Origin of the sequence: Pontibacter mucosus (genome assembly GCF_003054055.1) — a bacterium.
GTDB classification, from domain to species: Bacteria; Bacteroidota; Bacteroidia; order Cytophagales; family Hymenobacteraceae; genus Pontibacter; species Pontibacter mucosus.
Genome location: NZ_QBKI01000011.1, coordinates 30,611 through 49,652, shown reverse-complemented (window position 1 = coordinate 49,652; position 19,042 = coordinate 30,611). Strand labels below are relative to the sequence as shown.

The 19,042-nt window shown below is 52.4% G+C and carries 17 protein-coding genes; 10 read left to right on the top strand and 7 right to left on the bottom strand.

What is annotated here, in order from left to right; translation table 11 throughout:
* Window positions 1–243: 243 nt before the first annotated feature.
* The 5 genes from C8N40_RS18565 (at window position 244) to C8N40_RS18545 (ending at window position 5,220) form a co-directional block, all read left to right on the top strand.
* Entirely contained in the window at window positions 244–1,503 is a 1,260-nt protein-coding gene (locus C8N40_RS18565) for a glycosyltransferase family 87 protein (protein ID WP_108213312.1), read from the top strand.
* Window positions 1,504–1,636: 133 nt separating this feature from the next.
* Window positions 1,637–2,200 carry an elongation factor P gene (gene efp, locus C8N40_RS18560; protein WP_108213311.1) on the top strand — a complete coding sequence of 188 codons (564 nt, stop codon included), beginning with the start codon at window positions 1,637–1,639 and terminating at the stop codon, window positions 2,198–2,200.
* Between the two features lie 5 nt (window positions 2,201–2,205).
* Window positions 2,206–2,700, top strand: coding sequence for an acetyl-CoA carboxylase biotin carboxyl carrier protein (accB, locus tag C8N40_RS18555; protein WP_108213310.1), 495 nt, complete (start codon window positions 2,206–2,208; stop codon window positions 2,698–2,700).
* A 129-nt stretch (window positions 2,701–2,829) separates the two neighbouring features.
* Window positions 2,830–4,176: an acetyl-CoA carboxylase biotin carboxylase subunit gene (accC, locus tag C8N40_RS18550; RefSeq protein ID WP_108213309.1), complete on the top strand. Its 1,347-nt coding sequence runs from the start codon at window positions 2,830–2,832 to the stop codon at window positions 4,174–4,176.
* A 108-nt stretch (window positions 4,177–4,284) separates the two neighbouring features.
* A complete protein-coding gene (locus tag C8N40_RS18545) occupies window positions 4,285–5,220 on the top strand; it encodes a DUF6340 family protein (RefSeq protein WP_108213308.1) in 936 nt (311 codons plus the stop codon).
* Window positions 5,221–5,294: 74 nt separating this feature from the next.
* Here C8N40_RS18545 and C8N40_RS18540 read toward each other — a convergent pair whose 3' ends face one another.
* From C8N40_RS18540 to C8N40_RS18520, 5 genes are all read right to left on the bottom strand, one after another.
* Window positions 5,295–6,650, bottom strand: a complete 1,356-nt coding sequence (locus tag C8N40_RS18540) for a M56 family metallopeptidase (protein ID WP_108213307.1) — start codon at window positions 6,648–6,650, stop codon at window positions 5,295–5,297.
* 1 nt (window position 6,651) lies between these two features.
* Window positions 6,652–7,017, bottom strand: coding sequence for a BlaI/MecI/CopY family transcriptional regulator (locus tag C8N40_RS18535; RefSeq protein WP_108213306.1), 366 nt, complete (start codon window positions 7,015–7,017; stop codon window positions 6,652–6,654).
* Window positions 7,018–7,150: 133 nt separating this feature from the next.
* Window positions 7,151–7,558 carry a hypothetical protein gene (locus C8N40_RS18530; RefSeq protein ID WP_108213305.1) on the bottom strand — a complete coding sequence of 136 codons (408 nt, stop codon included), beginning with the start codon at window positions 7,556–7,558 and terminating at the stop codon, window positions 7,151–7,153.
* An 82-nt stretch (window positions 7,559–7,640) separates the two neighbouring features.
* Complete coding sequence (locus C8N40_RS18525; RefSeq protein ID WP_108213304.1) at window positions 7,641–8,219, bottom strand: DUF3109 family protein; 579 nt, start codon at window positions 8,217–8,219, stop codon at window positions 7,641–7,643.
* Window positions 8,220–8,390: 171 nt separating this feature from the next.
* Window positions 8,391–10,019, bottom strand: a complete 1,629-nt coding sequence (locus tag C8N40_RS18520; protein ID WP_108213303.1) for an ankyrin repeat domain-containing protein — start codon at window positions 10,017–10,019, stop codon at window positions 8,391–8,393.
* A 291-nt stretch (window positions 10,020–10,310) separates the two neighbouring features.
* On the opposite strand from C8N40_RS18520, the gene C8N40_RS18515 reads away from it, so the two are divergent.
* From C8N40_RS18515 to murA, 3 genes are all read left to right on the top strand, one after another.
* Entirely contained in the window at window positions 10,311–12,560 is a 2,250-nt protein-coding gene (locus C8N40_RS18515) for an ATP-dependent helicase (protein ID WP_108213302.1), read from the top strand.
* Window positions 12,561–12,740: 180 nt separating this feature from the next.
* A complete protein-coding gene (locus tag C8N40_RS18510) occupies window positions 12,741–13,394 on the top strand; it encodes a DUF4290 domain-containing protein (protein WP_108213301.1) in 654 nt (217 codons plus the stop codon).
* A 3-nt stretch (window positions 13,395–13,397) separates the two neighbouring features.
* Window positions 13,398–14,702 carry a UDP-N-acetylglucosamine 1-carboxyvinyltransferase gene (gene murA, locus C8N40_RS18505; RefSeq protein ID WP_108213300.1) on the top strand — a complete coding sequence of 435 codons (1,305 nt, stop codon included), beginning with the start codon at window positions 13,398–13,400 and terminating at the stop codon, window positions 14,700–14,702.
* Between the two features lie 64 nt (window positions 14,703–14,766).
* Here murA and C8N40_RS18500 read toward each other — a convergent pair whose 3' ends face one another.
* Both C8N40_RS18500 and arsC read right to left on the bottom strand, forming a co-directional pair.
* Window positions 14,767–15,387, bottom strand: a complete 621-nt coding sequence (locus C8N40_RS18500) for a hypothetical protein (protein ID WP_108213299.1) — start codon at window positions 15,385–15,387, stop codon at window positions 14,767–14,769.
* Between the two features lie 18 nt (window positions 15,388–15,405).
* Complete coding sequence (gene arsC, locus C8N40_RS18495; protein WP_108213298.1) at window positions 15,406–15,747, bottom strand: arsenate reductase (glutaredoxin); 342 nt, start codon at window positions 15,745–15,747, stop codon at window positions 15,406–15,408.
* A 120-nt stretch (window positions 15,748–15,867) separates the two neighbouring features.
* Here arsC and C8N40_RS18490 point away from each other — a divergent pair, with 120 nt between their 5' ends.
* Together C8N40_RS18490 and C8N40_RS18485 are read left to right on the top strand one after the other, a co-directional pair.
* Window positions 15,868–16,638, top strand: coding sequence for a LolA-like protein (locus tag C8N40_RS18490; protein WP_108213297.1), 771 nt, complete (start codon window positions 15,868–15,870; stop codon window positions 16,636–16,638).
* Window positions 16,639–17,040: 402 nt separating this feature from the next.
* On the top strand, window positions 17,041–18,585 hold the full coding sequence (locus tag C8N40_RS18485) for a hypothetical protein (RefSeq protein ID WP_108213296.1): 1,545 nt from the start codon (window positions 17,041–17,043) through the stop codon (window positions 18,583–18,585).
* Window positions 18,586–19,042 lie beyond the last annotated feature (457 nt).

Below are 19,042 nucleotides of genomic sequence, written 5' to 3'. Positions count from 1 at the left end.
ATTTATACTTTAAAGAATGTACTTAAGGTTAAGTATACAAAGCTACAGGAATCAAACCGACGCGGCAAAACTTCCCATCCCCAAGCCCAGGTATACATCCTCTCCATTTTAGCGCTTTTATACCACCGGTTATAGAAACATTGCCAAAATACCGCTATTATTGTAGTTCCGACTAGGTTTACTACCAATAACAACAACAGAATAAGCGTCGGCAAGTATAGCCGGCCTGCAAACAAACTTAACATGCCAGCCAAAAAACTCCTCGCTGCCCAAAACGCTTGGGCCATTGCCATTGTACTTGCCGGTATCATACTTCTGATTGGAGAGATCATCAACGAGCGCTTCTGGATGCACGACCTAGAAGTATACTACAGAACCGCTGCCCGGATGCTGCAGGGTGAAGAAATCTACCGCATCGAGGCGGACGGGCACTATGTCTACAAATACTCCCCCACTGCGGGCCTATACTTTATCCCGCTGACGCTTTTGCCCTTTTCAGCCGCTAAGATCTTCTTCTGGCTTTTATTGCTGTTCCTTACAGTAGCCGTGCTGCAGGTGCTGTTTCAAATGGCAGCCCATGATGATACCACAACTCGGGCAAAACAGAAGAACACCGTGCTGCTGCTGGCTTTTCTGGCAGTGGGCGCGCATGTGCACCGCGAGTGGCACCTGGGGCAGGTTAACTTTGTGCTGCTGGCCCTCTACATACTCCTGCTGGTATGCTGGCGAAGAGAGCAGCATGTGGCAGTAGGCGCCATACTGGCCGCCAGTTTGTTTATCAAGCCCTTCGGACTCATTTTCCTGCCTTACCTGGTGCTCAGGAAAAATTTCAGTGCCCTGCTGGCAACAGCTATAACAGTAGTGTTGCTGGGCTTGCTGCCGTTTGTGCTGTACCCTTCCGCAGAGGCATTTGCCGGTTTATATAATGGCTGGTTTCAGGAGCTGCTCATCGAACTGGGCGCCAAGCAGGACCTGCTGCAGAGCGGCAACCATACCATTTTCTCTGTCCTGGCGCGTTATACGCCGCTGCAGTTTATACTTACCAGCGAGGCTACCATTAAAGTATACCAACTCAGCTTGCTGGCGCTTATCGCCCTCTATATCCTATACTTTGTAAGAGCCGGCGCCGGGCTACGGCAGCGCACCGTCTACGATGTGGCGGTACTCGTCGCTTTTATCCCGCTGTTTGCCGTCACCAGCCTGAATGCTTTCCTGTTCACCCTTCCCTGCATGGTGCTCCTGCTCTACCACTTTGCCGGGCTCCCTAAGGTGGCAAAGGTACTGACGGTGGCAGGCTGCGTGCTCGTAGGAATTAACATCAGGGACCTGATGGGCGGAGAGCTGTACCGTTTTCTGGAGTCCATTTCCATTTATACGTTTGGGACCATGGCGCTGCTGGCTGCTTTAACCATGCTGCGTCTGAAGCAGGCACGGCAGCAAAACCAGACACCACACGAGCTACAACGTAACAAGATCTTGCAAGAGCAGGTTAGCGAAGTGTAACAGAGGTGATTAGCATTTGGACGAATATCTTTTTTAGCGATGTTTTCAGCAGAATGCGTAATTTTGTTTTGCAAGACAGCAAAATCAGATATAGTTTTACCCTCTTATTAAGAAGACATTAAGTTAAATTCATATGGCAACCACAGCTGATATTAAGAACGGTCTCGTGATTGAATATAACAACGACCTGTACCAGGTCGTTGATTTTCAGCACGTAAAGCCAGGCAAAGGCCCTGCGTTTGTAAGAACAAGACTTAGAAACGTAAGATCGGGCAAAATGCTTGACAACACCTTCTCTGCCGGTCATAAAATAACGACGGCCCGTGTAGAACAACGCCCGCACCAGTTCATTTACAAGGACGACATGGGCTACAACTTTATGGACCTGAACACATTTGAGCAGGTGGCCCTGCCAGAGGAAATGGTGCCTTTCGCCGACCTGATGAAGGAAGGCCAGGAGGTAACTATCCTGTTCCATGCGGAGACAGAGACGCCGCTTACCTGCGAGATTCCGCCGTTTGTGGAGCTGACCATTACCTATACGGAGCCAGGCCTTAAGGGCGACACGGCCACCAACGCTTCTAAACCAGCAATCGTGGAGACAGGTGCCACCATCCAGGTGCCGCTGTTTATTGGCCAGGATGAAAAAATTAAAGTAGACACTCGTACGTACTCATACGCTGAAAGAGTTAAATAACTAAGATGAAAGCTAAAGAAATCCAGGACCTTATTGACTTTATCGCCAAATCCGGCCTGAATAAAGTTAACATTGAAACAGAAGAATTTAAGATCTCGGTTAAGCGCGATCCAGACCAGAAGGTAACGTACGTGAAGGGTGCTGAGCCTGCCGCACATGCTGCGCCAGCTCCGGCTGCTGCCCCTCAGGCTGCTCCGGCCGCCGCTCCTGCTGCCGCCCCGGCTCCTGCCGCTGCCCCAGCCGCCTCCGACGACAGCAAGTATGTCGCCATCAAGGCCCCTATGATCGGAACGTTCTACCGCGCCTCCAGCCCTGAAACGCCGGTGTTTGTGAACGTAGGCGACGAGATCAAAAAAGGCCAGGTGATCTGCATCATCGAGGCCATGAAACTGTTCAACGAGATCGAGTCTGAGGTATCAGGCAAAGTTGTGAAGGTGCTGGTAGACAACGCCTCTCCTGTAGAGTACGACCAGCCGCTGTTCCTGGTAGATCCTAGCTAAACTATCAATTTGAAAGTTTGAAGATGTGACCGTGAGGAAGTGGAGACGCTTGTAAAAAGGCTCCGCTTCCTCATTTTAACACGTAGAATTTCCACATTTCCAAATCTTCAAATCCCCTAATCTGGACTTATGTTTAAAAAGATACTCATCGCCAACCGTGGCGAAATTGCCCTACGTATTATCCGTACCTGTAAGGAAATGGGCGTGAAAACGGTGGCCGTATACTCTACTGCCGATAAGGAAAGCCTGCACGTGCGATTTGCTGATGAGGCAGTATGCATTGGCCCTCCCCCCAGCGCGCAGTCATACCTGAACATCCCGAACATCATTGCCGCCGCAGAAATAACCAATGCCGACGCCATTCACCCGGGTTACGGCTTCCTTTCTGAGAATGCGGAGTTCTCGCGTATCTGCGCTGAGAACGGCATCAAGTTTATCGGTGCCACGCCGGATATGATCAACGCCATGGGCGACAAGTCCTCTGCCAAAGACACCATGAAGAAGGCGGGCGTGCCGACCATACCTGGGTCAGAGGGCCTACTGAAAAACGTAGAGGAAGGCATCAAGCTTGCCAAAAAGATAAAGTATCCGGTTATCATCAAAGCAACTGCCGGTGGTGGTGGCCGCGGCATGCGCATCATTAAGAACGAGTCTGAGTTCGAGAAAGCCTGGAACGACGCCCGCACGGAAGCCAAGGCAGCCTTCGGCAACGACGGCCTGTACCTGGAAAAGTTCGTGGAAGAGCCGCGTCATATCGAGATTCAGCTCATCGGCGACCAGTACGGCAACGTAGCGCACCTCTCGGAGCGCGATTGCTCCATTCAGCGCCGCCACCAGAAGCTTGTAGAGGAAACTCCTTCCCCATTTATCACCGACGAACTGCGCGAGGCCATGGGCCAGGCAGCTATTGCCGGTGCCAAAGCCATCAATTACGAGGGAGTGGGCACGATCGAGTTCCTGGTAGACAAGAACCGCGACTTCTACTTCATGGAGATGAACACGCGTATTCAGGTGGAGCACCCGATTACCGAGGAGGTAATTGACTACGACCTGATTAAGGAGCAGATAAAGGTAGCGGCCGGTGAGAAGATTACCGGTAAAAACTACTACCCGAAAATGCACGCCATCGAGTGCCGTATCAATGCCGAGGATCCGAAGAACGGATTCCGCCCGAGCCCGGGCAAGATCACGACGCTGCACATGCCCGGCGGCCACGGCGTTCGTATCGACTCGCACGTATACTCCGGCTACACCATCCCACCAAACTACGACTCCATGATCGCCAAGCTGATCGTGAGCGCACAGACACGTGAGGAGGCCCTGGTGAAAATGAAGCGCGCCCTGAGCGAGTTCGTGATCGAAGGCATCAAAACCACCATTCCATTCCACCTCAAACTGATGGATGACAAGGGCTTCAAGGAAGGCGACTTCACGACCAAGTACCTGGAGGACTTTGACTTCAATTCGCTGGATTAGTTATCCCGCTCCAAGTATAAAAAATACAGAGACCCCGGCTTTCGAGCTGGGGTTTTTTATTATACCTTCCGCTCCTGAAAGTCAGTTTATACTTCCCAAAAACATTCTATGAAAAAGGCGATACGCTTGCTGTACGTTGTGCTGGCTGCCGTGCAGGTGAGCTGCACTTCGGTGCTGTTTGTAGACACCACCATGCCCGCCGCCGTTCCGGTGGCGCAGGAGCAATGGAAGGTGGCAGTCATCAACCGGAATAACCCGCAGCTGCAGGAGTTTAACCAGGCAAAAAAGACGGCAGTTTTTGAGGCCGGCGCTAACCATGCCTTTCTGGGGGCCATTGATGCCATTCTGGAAGACGATACCTACGACCTGGTGTTTACCGACTCCCTCAACTACAGAACCCCGGTTATGAACGGCAAGTTGAGCCCGGAGCAGGTGCAGGATGTATACTTCCGGCAACCCCACCACCTGCTGCTCGCCCTGGAGCATTTTGATACCTACTTTCACCAGGAAACCGTGCGGGAGCAGGACGAGGACGGCGATGTGTCTAAAACGGCTTATTATACCTTGGCAGTTGCCTCCACCTGGGCATTGTACGACAGCACCGGCCAGCAGCTGGACAGGTTTATACTTATACAGGAGGCACCCTACCAGTCGCGGGGGGTGATAAGCGGCCTGCTGGCCATTGGCCCCGCGATGGCAAACGCAGGCCCGGCTGTAAACGATTTGGCCTGGCACACGGGCAACCGCTACTGGAGCCGCCTTTCGCCGCAGCCGGTTGCCTTTGCCCGCCCCTATTACTCGGCCAAAGGCTTTGGGGCAGCGGCTGGCGCCATGGCTGTCCAAGACTGGCAAAAGGCTATCAGTCTGCTGGAGCCCTTAGCAGAAAGCAGTAACCGCAAGGAAGCTGCCCGTGCCGCCTACAACCTGGCGGTGGTGTATGAGGCCATGGGCAATGTGGAGCAGGCCCGGCATTGGGCATCCGAAGCCAGGGCGCGCAAAGAGAAATTTTCCCTTGTCCTGCTGCCTGAGCTTGGGAAGTATTAGCAAGTCCGCCGTACATAAAAAAGCCTGCCGGTTATACTTCCACCGGCAGGCTTTTTATACTTTCAGACGTTTCCTTACTTGGTGTAGATCATCACAACACCATTCTTCGCCTTTGCTCCATACTTCTGCACCATCTTGTCGCTGTCTTTTACCACACTCACGGCCTTTATACTTTCCGGCGAAAGCTTTCTTATCTCCTGCAGGCTGGCCTCTTTGTCATTGAGCAAGTACACCGCATCCTGCGGAAGGTTCTCGGCAGCTTTTACCATATCCCCAGCCGACACTGAAGCATCCACCCGGGTACCCTTACCCGTAGAGCGAGCTCCATCGTTTTTCTTCAGGGTAATGTTTATCACTCCTTTCACTCCTACCTCGTTCACCTTTTCCAGAGCCTTCTCCCCTTTCAGCACATCCACTTTATCAATCTGGTTCGGGTCGATGTTTTTTATACTTTCCGCCGGGGTACGCTTGCCGTCCACAAAGTATACGATGCTGTCGGGCAATACTTTGGAAGCAGGCTGTTCTAGAGTGACGGAGCTACTAACTGCTGCAGGCAGGGGCACTTCGGCTTTGGAAGTGGTCACTACCAAGGCCAGCACAAGGAGGCCCGGGAAAAGCAGCAGGTACTTTAACTTCTGCAGCGAACTGGATTCTTGCTTGTTCATCATCATAATTCTGGTTTTTATATGGTTGAAGTTAAAACTCATGACCAGGCCGCTGCCCTGAGGCTGACGCCCCACCTGCACCAGGCTATATTGGTACGCTCTTCGGTCGAGCCCCTGCCGCAACACCTGCCCATCGGCCAGGAACTCCAGGTTCTGGCGCATGTCGCGCTGCAGCCACCAGGCCACCGGGTTAAACCAGCAAAGTATAGTAGCCAGCTGCCCCAGCAGCACATCCAAGGTATGGAACTGCCCCACGTGCGCCTGCTCGTGCAGCAGCAAGGCCCGCAGCTCTTCTGCCGAATGCAGCCTCGGGTTAAGGTAAATCGTGCGCCAAAACGAGAACGGCCCCGCCTCCTCGCGCAACTCCCGGTACGCCTGCCCCTGCCACGCTGCCGCCACCGACGAAGTATGGACGCTCCAGAGCGAGCACAGCTGAAGTATAAATTTGGACGCCAGCACAGCTACCACAGACAGGTAGGTTACCAAAACCCAATACCAGTAGTTCGGTGCCGCCTCCTGCACGGGAGCAGCATCCGCAGGCCAGTCAGGCAGCGGGATGGTAAAGCCGCTGCTCAGTGGCGGCGCTTCTGCATAAAACCATGACATGTCGAGCAGTGGTAACGTGGCTGAAAAGGCCAGGGCAGCCAGCAGGAAAAAGCGGTTGTAGGTATAGAAGGTCAGTTGGCGCAGCCACAGGCGGTAGGCCATAAAGAACAGCAGCAGCACCAGGTTGGCCTTGAGCAGGTAAAGTATAAGCGGCGGCATATCAGTCCTCCTTCCCTTTCTCGATCATGTTGATGATCTCCTTCAGTTCCTCGGCGCTGATCTGCTGCTCCTTGGCAAAGAAGGACACCACCTCCTTGTAAGAGTTGCGGAAGTAGCTGCCCACAAAACTGCGCATAAACTCCTTGCTGTAGTCTTCTGCCTTCACCAGGGGGGTGTAGCGGTAAGAGTTGCCTAATTTTTCGCCCAGCACAAATCCCTTGCGCTCCAGGTTCTTTACCGTAGAGGCCAGCGTAGTATAAGGCGGCTTGGGTTCGGGCAGTTGCTCCAGCACATCCTTTATAAAACCGCCACCTAAATGCCACAGCACCTGCATGGCCTCTTCTTCGGGTTGAGTTAATCGCTCCATATTTATTACGAACTTTTCGTAAGTATACGATAACTTCGTAATAAGATGCAAAAAAAACTTATACTTTTGTTTAAAATAAAAAAACTGCCATCGGGAAACGGCAGTTTGTAAAATCGGATAAATAGTGGATTTACTATTTCAGAAGCCATTCCAGCGCCTCCTGCGGGTCTGTAAAGTTCTTCACCTCAAACCTGGTCACGCCCAGCGCCTCCGCCCTGGTCACAACCGACTCCAGCGCCAGCCTGGGGAACAGGTTCTGGGGCAGCACCCTGGCAATTTTTTTAAGGCTTGTCTGAGAGAGCAGCCCATAGAATTTAGCGGACATCCACTCTTTGGCCTCAGGAGAGAGGGTGCCCAAGAGGCGGGCATCGGCAATAACCTTTTCTGCCTGCGTGTCGCGCAGCGCTTCGTAGAGCCTGGTGCCGCCGGCAATCAGTTCCTCCGTCGTGACAGGCCTTTGCCATACGGAGCTTAGCAGGCTCTTACTATTATCAACCTCTATCTTGTAGAAGCTGAGTCCATACGCTGTTATAAGTGCCATAGTATATCGAAGAGGAAGATGAAAGTATAAACAATGGTCACTTCAAAGGCAGTACGGTGCCGGATGGCGGCGCTGCCCAAAGTTATTTTACAGATGGGGATTCCGTCTCCATCAGCTGCTCCAGCTCCGCATACCACGACTCGCCATACTTGCGAATCAGCGGCTCCTTGAGGAACTGGTAAACCCGCACGCCCAAATCCTGACCAAAGCTGCAGGCGGCACTGCAGATGCCCCAGCGGTCGTAGTTCAGGGCTTCAAACCCGTCATACTTCGTAATCCGGATGGGGTACAAGTGGCACGATATCGGTTTTTTCCAGCTGATCTTACCATCGTAGTAAGCTTGTTCGATGGCGCACTTCAGCGTGTTGTTCTCATCGTAGATGGCATAGGCGCACTCGCGGTTACCGATGGTTGGAGTAGAGAAGTCTCCCTCCCAGTCCTTGATGTACAGCCCCTGTTCTTCTACCGCCTTCACGCCCGCCTCCGACATGTAAGGCTTCACGTGCTCGTAGCTTTCCTTCAGAATTTCCAGCTCGGCTTCCTCCAGGGGAGCGCCCAGGTCGCCTTCCACGCAGCAGGCCCCTTTACACTTCTCCAGGTTGCACACAAAAAACTGGTCGCGCACGTCGTCGCTGATAACGGTATTCTGAAGGACTATCATTTTCTATACGGTGAATAAAGGCGGATGAAGCGCTAAGCGCACCACCTGATAATGGAAAGACAAAGGTAACTATAAATAAGTTTAAACGGGAGGCCAAATAAGGCTGGCGGAAACAAAAAGGAGGCGCATGTAATGCGCCTCCCATACTTTATACTTATACTTTGAAACGCGTTATTTCTGCAGCTTCTGGCGCGAGCCGGCAGCCAGCAGGATGTTCTCCACGTTCTGGTGCTTGGTGTAGTCGATGGCGGCCATGCCTGCGTTGTCGGTAATGGTTACATCGGCGCCGGCCTGCAGCAGGGCAAGTATAATCTCAAAATTGGCATCTATCTTACAGGCCATCATCAGCGGAGTTTTGCCCTCGTTGTTGGTCACGTTCGGGTCAGCGCCGGACTGCAGGAGCTTCTCCAGTTCCATGATGCCAATGTGTTGCCCGATGGTGGCGGTAAGCGCCTGTGCCAGGGCCGTGTTGCCTTCCTTGTCCTTGATGTTGGGGTTGGCCCCGTTAGCCAGCAACGTGTCGAGCAACTGCACCTGCTCCAACTCATAGTACTCGGCCCGGATGCGCGAGCTGCCTACCACATAATGCAGCGCAGTTTTCCCGTTCAAATCCTGGGCGTTGATATCGGCGCCTTTGCGGAGCAGCAGGCTGGCTGCCTTCAGGCGCGCGCCTGTCTCGTACTCTGCCCCATAGTCCTCCAGCAGCATCGGCAGGTAGAGGGCGTGCATCAGGGGCGTGCGCCGCTGCAGGTTGGTTTCGTAGTCGTCGGGCTGGGCCTGGGTATCCGGGTTGCCGCCAGCGGCCAGCGCCCGCTCCAGCATCTGCGGGTCACGGTTGATGGCCGCAATCACCACCTTCTGGTCAGGCGTCTGGTTGATGTAGAGCAATTGGTCGTAAGCGTTCACGCTGCCCTTTTCCACGGCTTCGCGGTACAGGGTGCGGGCCTTGTCTATTTCCACCTGACCCAGGGTGCCTTCCTCCAGCAAAAGCGCCATGGTATACATTGCCTCGCGTTCGCCAGCCTCTACGCCCTTCTGCAACCAGTACACGGCCTTCTCATTATCCTTGGCAACACCCTCCCCGTTCAGGTAAAGGTTGGCCAGCGAAGTATAAGCTACCACATCGCCTCCCTGTGCCGCGCGGAGCAGGTAATTGGCCGCTAGCGAATGGTTCCGCATTTCGCCGTAGCCGGTGTAATACATGCTGCCCAGGATGCGGTTACAGAACGCGTCGCCGTCCACCGCCTTCTCCCGGATAACGATGGCAGCCGTGCGCATGCGCTGCAGGAACTGCTGCTTGTCGTCATCGCTGCGCAGGGTCATTAGTTCCGCCTTGCCCAGGTTGGCCAGCACGCTCCCGCTGTCCAGCGCCATGGTATAATAATAGTCCGCCGAGTCGCGGTTGGCTGCAAAATACTTCTCCGGGTCGTGAATCTGCTTCACGGTGTCAATCTCCACGGAATCATACTTCAGCTCGCGGTACTGGTGCATACGGCCCAAAAAGTAGTTGGCATCATGCTCGCCCTGTGCAGCGGCGGCCCTGAACTTTTCCTGGGCTTTCTGGAAGTTAAGCGAAGTATAATAATGCATGGCCTCGTCCATGGCCGGGGTGCGCCACACGCGCCGGATAACCGGAGGAGGCGTAGCCGTTATAGCCGCTACCGCCGTTTTGCCCTGGACTGAGGCAGGCTTGGAGGCAGTAGTGGTGGGCTTGGATGTGCCCGTACCGGCAGGTTTTGTCTGCGCTAGCCCCGGGTGGCTGAGGCTAGCCAACAGGCCCAGCATCAATAGCTTTTTCATGGCTGGCAAACGGTATGTATTTTTGGAAAGGTCTATCAAAGTATGTCTAATTACAGCTTATGCGCTACACAAAAGTATAACGCTACAGGCTCTTTATCAAAAATGCTACCAAATCTCCCGCGGGTTTGGCTTTATACTTGCCCCACCCCTAAACGCTTTCGCTCCAAAAGGTGTTCCTATTACAGCCACTCTATACTTTCCCTGAGGGCGGCTATAAGTTACAGGGTGCGGTTCTGAAAAAGGAATTGTATTCGTAACTTGCAAAGACTTTAAGCACGCGGAAGAGAAGAAATGGATTACATAAGCTTACTGAATGAGTCGCAGCGCGCGGCCGTATTACACACCGAAGGCCCTGCCATGATCATCGCGGGTGCCGGCTCCGGTAAAACACGGGTACTGACCTACCGGATTGCCCACCTGATAAGCATCGGCGTGGACCCGTTCAACATTCTGGCCCTGACCTTTACTAACAAGGCAGCCAAGGAAATGCGCCACCGTATTGAGAAGGTAATCGGCAACGAGGCCAAAAACATCTGGATGGGCACATTTCACTCGGTGTTCTCGCGCATACTTCGTGCCGAGGCCGATAAAATTGGCTATCCTAAAAGCTTCACGATTTACGATACTGACGACTCCCGGACGCTCATTCGCAATATTGTGAAGGAGATGAACCTGGACGACAAGCTTTACAAGCCCAACGTGGTGCTGGGGCGTATCTCCTCCGCCAAAAACAAGCTGATCTCGCACAAGCAGTACCTCAACGACCCGGTTATCCAGGCCGACGACGAGGCTGCCATGCGCCCTAAAATCGGCAAGATCTACGAGCAGTACCAGAACCGCTGCTTTAAGGCCGGTGCCATGGACTTCGACGACCTGCTTTTCCAGACCAACGTGCTTTTCCGCGACCACCCGGATGCGCTGAACAAGTACCAGCACATCTTTAAGTTTGTGATGGTGGACGAGTATCAGGACACGAACTACTCGCAGTACCTGATCACGCGCAAGCTGGCCGCTCAGAACCGCAACATCGTGGTGGTAGGCGACGATGCGCAGTCCATCTACGCTTTCCGTGGGGCCGATATCCAGAACATCCTCAACTTTGAGCGCGACTACCCCGAGCTGGAAGTATTTAAGCTGGAGCAGAACTATCGTTCCACCAAGAACATCGTGCATGCGGCCAACTCTGTTATCAAAAACAACACGGCACAGTTGCGCAAGGATGTATTCACCGATAACGAGCAGGGTCCGCTGATTGAGGTGATGAAGGCCAACTCCGATAACGAGGAGGGCAAGCTGGTGGCCACCAGCATCTTTGAGGAGAAGATGAACAACCACCTCTCCTACAACGACTTCGCCATACTTTACCGCACCAATGCCCAGTCGCGTGCCATGGAAGAGGCGCTGCGCCGCATGAACATCAAGTATAAAATTGTGGGCGGCCTCTCCTTCTATCAGCGCAAGGAGATTAAGGACATGATTGCCTACCTGCGCCTGACGGTAAACCCGAACGATGAGCAGGCACTGCGCCGCGTGATCAACTACCCGAAGCGCGGCATTGGCGAGACAACCGAGCAGAAGCTGTTTGTGGTAGCCAACGACACCAACCACAGCGTGTGGGAGGTGGTGCAGAATGCCACCGAGTTCCTGGGCAACCGCGTGGGCACGGCTATCGAGAACTTCTCCATCATGATCCGCGACTTTGCCCGTATTGCCGAGAACACAGATGCCTTTGAGGTAGCCAAGCACATCGCCAAGCACTCGGGCATCGTGGATGAACTCTACCAGGATAAAACCGTGGAGGGCCTGGCCCGTTATGAGAATATACAGGAGCTGCTCAACGCGATAAAAGAGTATGTGGACGACCCGGAGAAGGAAGACAAAAGCCTCTCCGCCTTCCTGCAGGACATTGCCCTGGTAACCGATGCGGACACAAAAGACACCGATGACGGAGAGTTTGTGACCCTGATGACCATCCACTCAGCCAAAGGTCTGGAGTTTAAGCATGTGTTTATCGTGGGCATGGAGGAGAACCTTTTCCCGAGCCAGATGATGCTTAATTCCCGCGCCGACCTGGAGGAGGAGCGCCGCCTGTTTTACGTGGCCATCACCCGCGCCGAGAAAAAATTATACTTAACGTACGCCACCAGCCGTTACCAATGGGGCAACCTGAGGGCCTGCGAGAAGAGCCGCTTCCTGGACGAGATTGACCCGAAGTACCTCAACTTTAAGTATGGGGAGACCCACACAGGCACCGGCAATGTATTTGACCGGGTGCTGGAGCGCAAGAGCAGCATCAGCAGCCTGGTGCAGCCGCAGGTGCGCAAGCAGGCCGCCAGCAACTATACCGCACCAGCCGATTTTAAACCCAGCGACACCTCCAACCTGGCCGCAGGCATGAAAGTAGAGCACCCTAAATTCGGTTTAGGCGTAGTAACCAAAATGGACACGCAAGGCAACAGCACCAAGGCCATCATCAACTTTGAGGAAGTGGGCGAAAAAACCCTGCTCCTGAGCTTTGCCAAGCTACGCATACATGGGTAATTGTGAATGAGTGAATGAGGGCGTATTATTTCCGTGTACTGCAATCAAGGTTTACTGAAAGCTGCGATTTATCTTTTTTGCTGTCGGGCGAGCTAAGCAGAAGAGAATTCACGCAGTCACGCAATCACTCATTCAAAACTTGATATTATTCCCTATTTTTGAATTTATATATAGAGATAAATGGAAGCGAGTACCTCTTTTAAACAAGACCTATTGCTGCGGGAGTACGGCCGCAACGTACAGGACCTGGTAAACTACATTACCAGGCTGGAAGATCGTCAAGAGCGTACGCGCCTGTCGCAGCTGCTCATTAACCTGATGGCTAAGTTAAACCCACAGCTGCGCGATACGCAGGACTACCAGCAGAAACTCTGGAACCACCTGTATGTGATGTCCGGCTCTACCCTGGATGTGGACTCCCCTTACCCGCTGAGCGCGATGGAGTATCTGAACGATAAGCCGCAGCCCATGGACTACCCGCTCGACACGCCAAGGTATAAGCACTACGGCCAGAATGTGGAGCTGCTGATAAAGCGCGCCACTGAGCTGACGGACCCGCGCGAGCGTGATGCGGCTATCATCTCCATCGGCAAACTGATGAAGACGCTTTACAAGTCTTACAACAAGGACAATATCACCGATGACGTCATCCTGGGCGATATCCGTGAGATCTCCAACGGCAAGCTGGACATGGACCTGGCCTACATCGAGAGCAACAACCTGTTCGAGTCTAACCCCAAGCAGCAGGACAGCAGCCACCAGCAGCAGCGCTCGCAGAACCAGGGCCAAAGAAACAAGAAAACCAACCGTTCCTCTAATCAAAGAAATAAATAATACATGGCTTCTTTTGAAGTAATTGGCGGCAACAAACTCCGAGGCGAAATCTATCCGCAGGGCGCGAAAAACGAGGCGCTGCAGATACTTTGCGCCGTGTTGCTTACCGCAGAACCTGTTGTCATTTCGAATGTGCCCGATATACGGGACGTAAATAAACTCATCGAGCTGCTGCGCGACCTGGGCGTGAAGGTGGAGCGCAACTCCCCCGACACTTATACTTTCCAGGCTGACGACATTAACCTTGACTACCTGAACACAGACCAGTTTGTAGACCAGGGACGTGCCATACGCGGTTCGGTAATGATTGTGGGCCCGCTGCTGGCCCGTTTCGGTGAGGCTAAAATGCCCAAGCCAGGTGGCGATAAAATTGGTCGCCGCCGGCTGGACACGCATTTTGTTGGCCTGGAGAAGCTGGGTGCAAAATTTAACTACGACACGCCGGACGTCTTCTACAGCGCCAAAGCCGATCGCCTGAAAGGGGCCTACATGCTGCTGGACGAGGCATCTGTGACGGGCACTGCCAACATCTTGATGGCTGCCGTGCTGGCCGAAGGAACCACCACCATTTACAACGCCGCCTGCGAGCCTTACGTGCAGCAGCTGAGCCGCATGCTCAACCGCATGGGTGCCAAGATCAGCGGCATCGGGTCTAACCTGCTGGTTGTGGAGGGCGTGGAGAAGCTGGGTGGCACCGAGCACCGCATGCTGCCGGACATGATCGAGATAGGCTCGTTTATAGGCATGGCCGCCATGACAGGTTCCGAAATTACCATCAAAGACTGCCAGATTCCAGAGTTGGGCCTGATACCGGACACCTTCATGCGGCTGGGTATCAAGATGGAATTCCGGGGCGATGACATCTTTATTCCTGAGCAGGACCGCTATGAGGTGGATACCTACATCGACGGAAGCATTCTGAACATATCGGACCATACCTGGCCAGGCCTGACACCGGACCTGCTGAGTGTGGCGCTGGTGGTGGCCACGCAAGCTAAAGGCACGGTGCTGATTCACCAGAAGATGTTTGAGAGCCGCCTGTTCTTCGTGGACAAGCTCATCGACATGGGCGCGCAGATTATACTTTGCGACCCGCACCGCGCAACCATTATCGGTCAGAACAAGCAAATTCCGCTGCGTGGCATCCGAATGACGTCGCCTGACATCCGTGCCGGTGTGGCTCTGCTCATCGCTGCGCTCTCAGCCGAAGGCACCAGCATCATCGACAACGTAGAGCAAATCGACCGCGGCTACCAGAACATCGACGGCCGTTTGAACACCCTTGGCGCGCAGATAAGAAGAATTTAAAGTATCGCTTTATACCTTATATACATAAAGAGCAGCTCCAATGGGCTGCTCTTTATGTTTTACTTCAGATTTCTTCTGCACCTCTTAAAGTATAAAACTGTTGCCACCTCCCGTCTGTTACTTTATAGATTTGGGTTTCATCCTCTCCACAAATATTACCGCAGACCATACCTTTTCTAACAATGGCATAAGAAAACTTTTTTGAGAAGATTGGCAATGTGATATAACAAAACCCTTCGCCTCCATACCTATCCCTAAAAGCCTTAAACTTAGTCTTCCCTTTAGCTTCCGAAACAATGGTGTCTAAGGACACTAACATTCTGTCTCCGATTAAAGCTGGATTCAGTCTAAACTTCTCTCCTCCTGCAACTTGCTTGTATAGAAACTCCACATCTTCTTCTGAAAACACACTATCCATCCGGATAAGTAGCAGCGAATCTTCAGCTGCTAGAGTTGCAGTAAAAGGCCTATCTAGGACAAAGTCGCATGTAAAATCAGAATTGCTAAATTTCTGTAAGAGCGCATCATTTATAAAAGTATAAGTAATACTATCCGGCACGAAGGGGTTAGATGTTATACCTGATAATTCAACAGTATTAACTTTAATATCTGTACAGCTAACAACAGCTTGCAGAACCAGACCAAGAGCCAGGTTTCTTAGTACAAAATATCTGTACAGGAGCATACACACGTTCAGCAAAACCTACAGCAACTCCTGCACCTTCTCCGGTGGGCGGCCCAGCACAGCTTTGCTGTCCTTCACTACTATAGGTCGCTCGATCAGCACCGGGTTTTCTACCATCGCCTGTATCCACTCCTCATCTGTTAGCTCCTGCCCCTTATACTTTTCCTTATAGATGGCTTCGCCCTTGCGCAGCAGCTGTTCAGGTTTCATGTTCAGTTTCTGCAAAATTTCGCGTAGTTCATTGGCCGTAGGCGGTGTCTTGAGGTATTCGACTACCTCTACCTCCTGCCCCGCCTGGTTAATCAGGTCCAGAGTTTGGCGGCTTTTGCTGCAACGGGTGTTATGGTAAATCTTCAGCATGACATTTAGAATTTGGAAGTATGAAGATACAATTTCTAAAGTATAGCCGCCACTAAAGTATAGCGCAACATCACAAGAAATTAGTAATTTGGCGCGAAATTTTTACACAACCTATAAACTATGAAAAAACACCTGATTACCGGCGGCGGCATCCTGCTGCTTTGCCTCACCCTTTTCCCCAGCCTGGGCTTTGCCCTGGCGCCCAAGCCAATGTATAAAAACGGCACCGAAGTAGTAAAGGCTATGTATAAGCGCTGGCAGGGCAAGTGGTACCCCAACTTCCAGTTTGAGCAGCGCGCCATCTTTTACGAAAATGGCCAGGTCAGCAAAGAGGAAGTATGGCAGGAGATCTACAGCCAGCCCGGGCTGCTGCATATCCGCTTTGATGGTTTTGAGAGCGGCAACGGAGTCATCTTTGCCCAGGATACGGTCTACCGCTTCCAGGAGAACCAACTGGCCGGCAAAATGCCGCAGATACACCCGCTCGTGCTGCTCTCCTTTGATGTATACTTCCTGAAACCGGAGAAAACCGTATCGAAGCTGAACCAGCTAAAAATAGACCTGAGCAAAGTATACGAAACCGACTGGCAGGGCCGCAAAGCCATTGTGGTGGGCGCAAACAGCCCCGCCGATAGCAGCAGCAGCCAGTTTTGGGTAGACAAGGAGCGGCTGTATGTGCTGCGGGTGCTTACCAACAGCAACGGCAACACGCGCGACGTGGAGATGAACAACTACCAGTTGCTGGAGAATTACTGGGTAGCAACCGAAATCATTTTCAAGACGAACGGAGAAACCACACTGCGCGAGGAGTACTTTAACATAAGCTTCCCGAAGAGCACCGACAAAAGCTGGTTTGACCCCAGGACCTTTAGCAGCACCCGCTGGCAATAAAAAAAGAAGCCGCTGAAACCCATATCAGCGGCTTTATTAGTGCAACAGAGGTTACACTTTGTCAGAAAACTGCACTCCAGAAGTTTGCAGCTTAATCAATCTGGAATTAAAAACTAATCAAAACTATTTCCTTTATTTTGATGCCTGATGCTATTGAATCAGGACATAAACATCTGGTTTTCAAATTTTAACAGGCCGAGCAAAGTATAAAGTATACTTCCCTGCTGCGTGAAAGGTGCCGGTTACCTCTTTCCAGGTTAACTTTGCCTAACATTCAATTGCTAAATAGCGCCATATTTTCCTGCTACAAAAACTATTTTAAGGTATATATACTATTTCTAAATATAGTTTAACACTCCACATGTAATTGATAACCAACACTTTCCATATATTTGTATTACAATGGCAAACGCTTCACAGGATGCAGTATTTCAGTTAATTAAATCACTGGCTCGCTCAGAGAAGCGTCATTTCAGGCTTTTTGCCACCCGCCAGGGCTCCAACAGCGACATTAAGTTCCTGCAGCTCTTCGATGCGCTGGAAAGCATGTCGGTGTATGACGAGGAACGGGTGCTGCGCCTGGTGCCGGGGATAAAAAAGGTGCAGCTTGCTAACCAGAAAGCCAACCTGTACAAGCAGCTGCTGGCCAGCCTCAGGCTGTACCATGCCAACCAGAATGCCGATATACAACTGCACGAGCAACTGGACTACGCCCGGGTGCTTTATAACAAAGGCCTCTACCAGCAAAGCCTGAAAATGCTGGAAAAGGTAAAGGCCATGGCCAGGCAAAGCGCGCACCTGCACGTGGCCCTCACGGCCCATACTTTTGAGAAGCAGATTGAGCAGCAGTACATTACCCGCAGCCTGGAGGGGCGCGCCGAAGCGCTTACCCAGGAAACAGGCGACCTGCTCGGGCACTTGGGCAGGCTGCACCACAATTCCGACCTGGCCCTGCGCCTCTACGGACTGTACATCAAAATGGGCCACGCCCGCACCCCGGAGGAATGTCACGAGCTAACGACGTTCTTCAAGGCAAATGTGCCTGCGCTTGAGTTGAAACAAGCCAGTTTCGCTGAAAAGCTCAGCTACTACCAGTCGCATGTGTGGTACTATTACATCCTGCAGGATTTTAAAGCCTGTTACCGCTATGCACAAAAGTGGGTGGATCTGTTTGAGGAGGAGCCGTTAATGAAGCAGCAGCAAACCACCAATTACATCAAAGGCATCCACAACTTACTGCTGGCGCTGTACAACACCCTCTATTACAGCAAGTTTATGGAGGCCCTGGAAAAACTGGAAGACTTTGCGGCTGACAGTAACCGGCGCAGCAACCCGAACATCGAGATGCTGCTTTTCCTCTACATCTACACTAACCGGATAAACGCCAGCTTCATGGAGGGCCGCTTCACGGAGGGGCTCAGGATTGTTCCGGAGATCAGGCGTAACCTGAACGTGTTTCAGCAGCAACTGGACCCGCACCGCCAGCTGGTATTTTACTACAAAATTGCCTGCCTGTACTTTGGCAGCGGCGACTACACCAGTTGCATTTTATACTTGCAGAAGATCATCAAGTATAAAGATGTTGCCCTCAGGGAGGACATCCAGTGTTTTGCCCGCATCCTGAACCTGGTAGCGCATTATGAGGCGGGCAAAGACGAGCTATTGGATTACCAGGTAAAGTCTGTTTTCCATTTCCTGGGCAAAATGAACGACCGCCAGCCGATGCAGGTAGTCATCTTCGACTTCCTGCGCACCCTGCCCGACATCGAGCCGCACGGGCTAAAAGCGGCCTTTGCAGACTTGAAGGAGAAACTGCTGCGTATCTCGGGCAACCCGCTCTACCGCCGCCACTTCCTATACTTTGACATCATCTCATGGCTCGACAGCAAGATTAAAAATCAGTCGGTGCAGGCAGTGATGCAGCAGAAGTTTAAGACGATGAAGTAATTCAAGTTTAGTGATATTAGAAGCTAAAGTGCCGGGTCCAACCACCCCTGGCCCCTCCTTAGCCAAGGAGGGGAGTTCTGTAGTTACTTTGGCTGAAGTATAAGTTTTATGGTCAAAGTATAAACACCCCTGTGGTCCCCTCAAGGGGACACTTAGGTTCAAGTTGTATGGCAGCAGCTTTCGAACCTGTTCCCAGCCTTTGGGTTGAGCGCCTCGAGAGGTTCCGGTGCCGAGCGACAGCGATGCAGCCCGAGGCACAAGGGCAGGAAGCGAAAGCAGCGCGATGCCCGAAGGCGAGCCCTCCCGGCCTAGGAGGGCAGAAAGTATAAATGCAACGGTAGGTTTGTGGGAACTAGAGAATGAACGGTGGCTAGTAAGGGTAGCTTGTATCCAATTGCAGGAAGCCGAGGCTATGAAAGTATAGTCAAGGTATAAGTCAGCAAGTATAGAAGTATAG

Bases quoted from the DNA above. Each gene is read 5' to 3' on its own strand.
- accC (WP_108213309.1), top strand. From the start codon at position 2,830: ATGTTTAAAAAGATACTCATCGCCAACCGTGGCGAAATTGCCCTACGT.
- C8N40_RS18525 (WP_108213304.1), bottom strand. From the start codon at position 8,219: ATGATAGTCCTTCAGAATACCGTTATCAGCGACGACGTGCGCGACCAG.
- C8N40_RS18530 (WP_108213305.1), bottom strand. From the start codon at position 7,558: ATGGCACTTATAACAGCGTATGGACTCAGCTTCTACAAGATAGAGGTT.
- efp (WP_108213311.1), top strand. From the start codon at position 1,637: ATGGCAACCACAGCTGATATTAAGAACGGTCTCGTGATTGAATATAAC.
- C8N40_RS18545 (WP_108213308.1), top strand. From the start codon at position 4,285: ATGAAAAAGGCGATACGCTTGCTGTACGTTGTGCTGGCTGCCGTGCAG.
- arsC (WP_108213298.1), bottom strand. From the start codon at position 15,747: ATGCTGAAGATTTACCATAACACCCGTTGCAGCAAAAGCCGCCAAACT.
- C8N40_RS18520 (WP_108213303.1), bottom strand. From the start codon at position 10,019: ATGAAAAAGCTATTGATGCTGGGCCTGTTGGCTAGCCTCAGCCACCCG.
- C8N40_RS18500 (WP_108213299.1), bottom strand. From the start codon at position 15,387: ATGCTCCTGTACAGATATTTTGTACTAAGAAACCTGGCTCTTGGTCTG.
- C8N40_RS18565 (WP_108213312.1), top strand. From the start codon at position 244: ATGCCAGCCAAAAAACTCCTCGCTGCCCAAAACGCTTGGGCCATTGCC.
- C8N40_RS18535 (WP_108213306.1), bottom strand. From the start codon at position 7,017: ATGGAGCGATTAACTCAACCCGAAGAAGAGGCCATGCAGGTGCTGTGG.
- C8N40_RS18540 (WP_108213307.1), bottom strand. From the start codon at position 6,650: ATGCCGCCGCTTATACTTTACCTGCTCAAGGCCAACCTGGTGCTGCTG.
- accB (WP_108213310.1), top strand. From the start codon at position 2,206: ATGAAAGCTAAAGAAATCCAGGACCTTATTGACTTTATCGCCAAATCC.
- murA (WP_108213300.1), top strand. From the start codon at position 13,398: ATGGCTTCTTTTGAAGTAATTGGCGGCAACAAACTCCGAGGCGAAATC.
- C8N40_RS18510 (WP_108213301.1), top strand. From the start codon at position 12,741: ATGGAAGCGAGTACCTCTTTTAAACAAGACCTATTGCTGCGGGAGTAC.
- C8N40_RS18515 (WP_108213302.1), top strand. From the start codon at position 10,311: ATGGATTACATAAGCTTACTGAATGAGTCGCAGCGCGCGGCCGTATTA.
- C8N40_RS18490 (WP_108213297.1), top strand. From the start codon at position 15,868: ATGAAAAAACACCTGATTACCGGCGGCGGCATCCTGCTGCTTTGCCTC.
- C8N40_RS18485 (WP_108213296.1), top strand. From the start codon at position 17,041: ATGGCAAACGCTTCACAGGATGCAGTATTTCAGTTAATTAAATCACTG.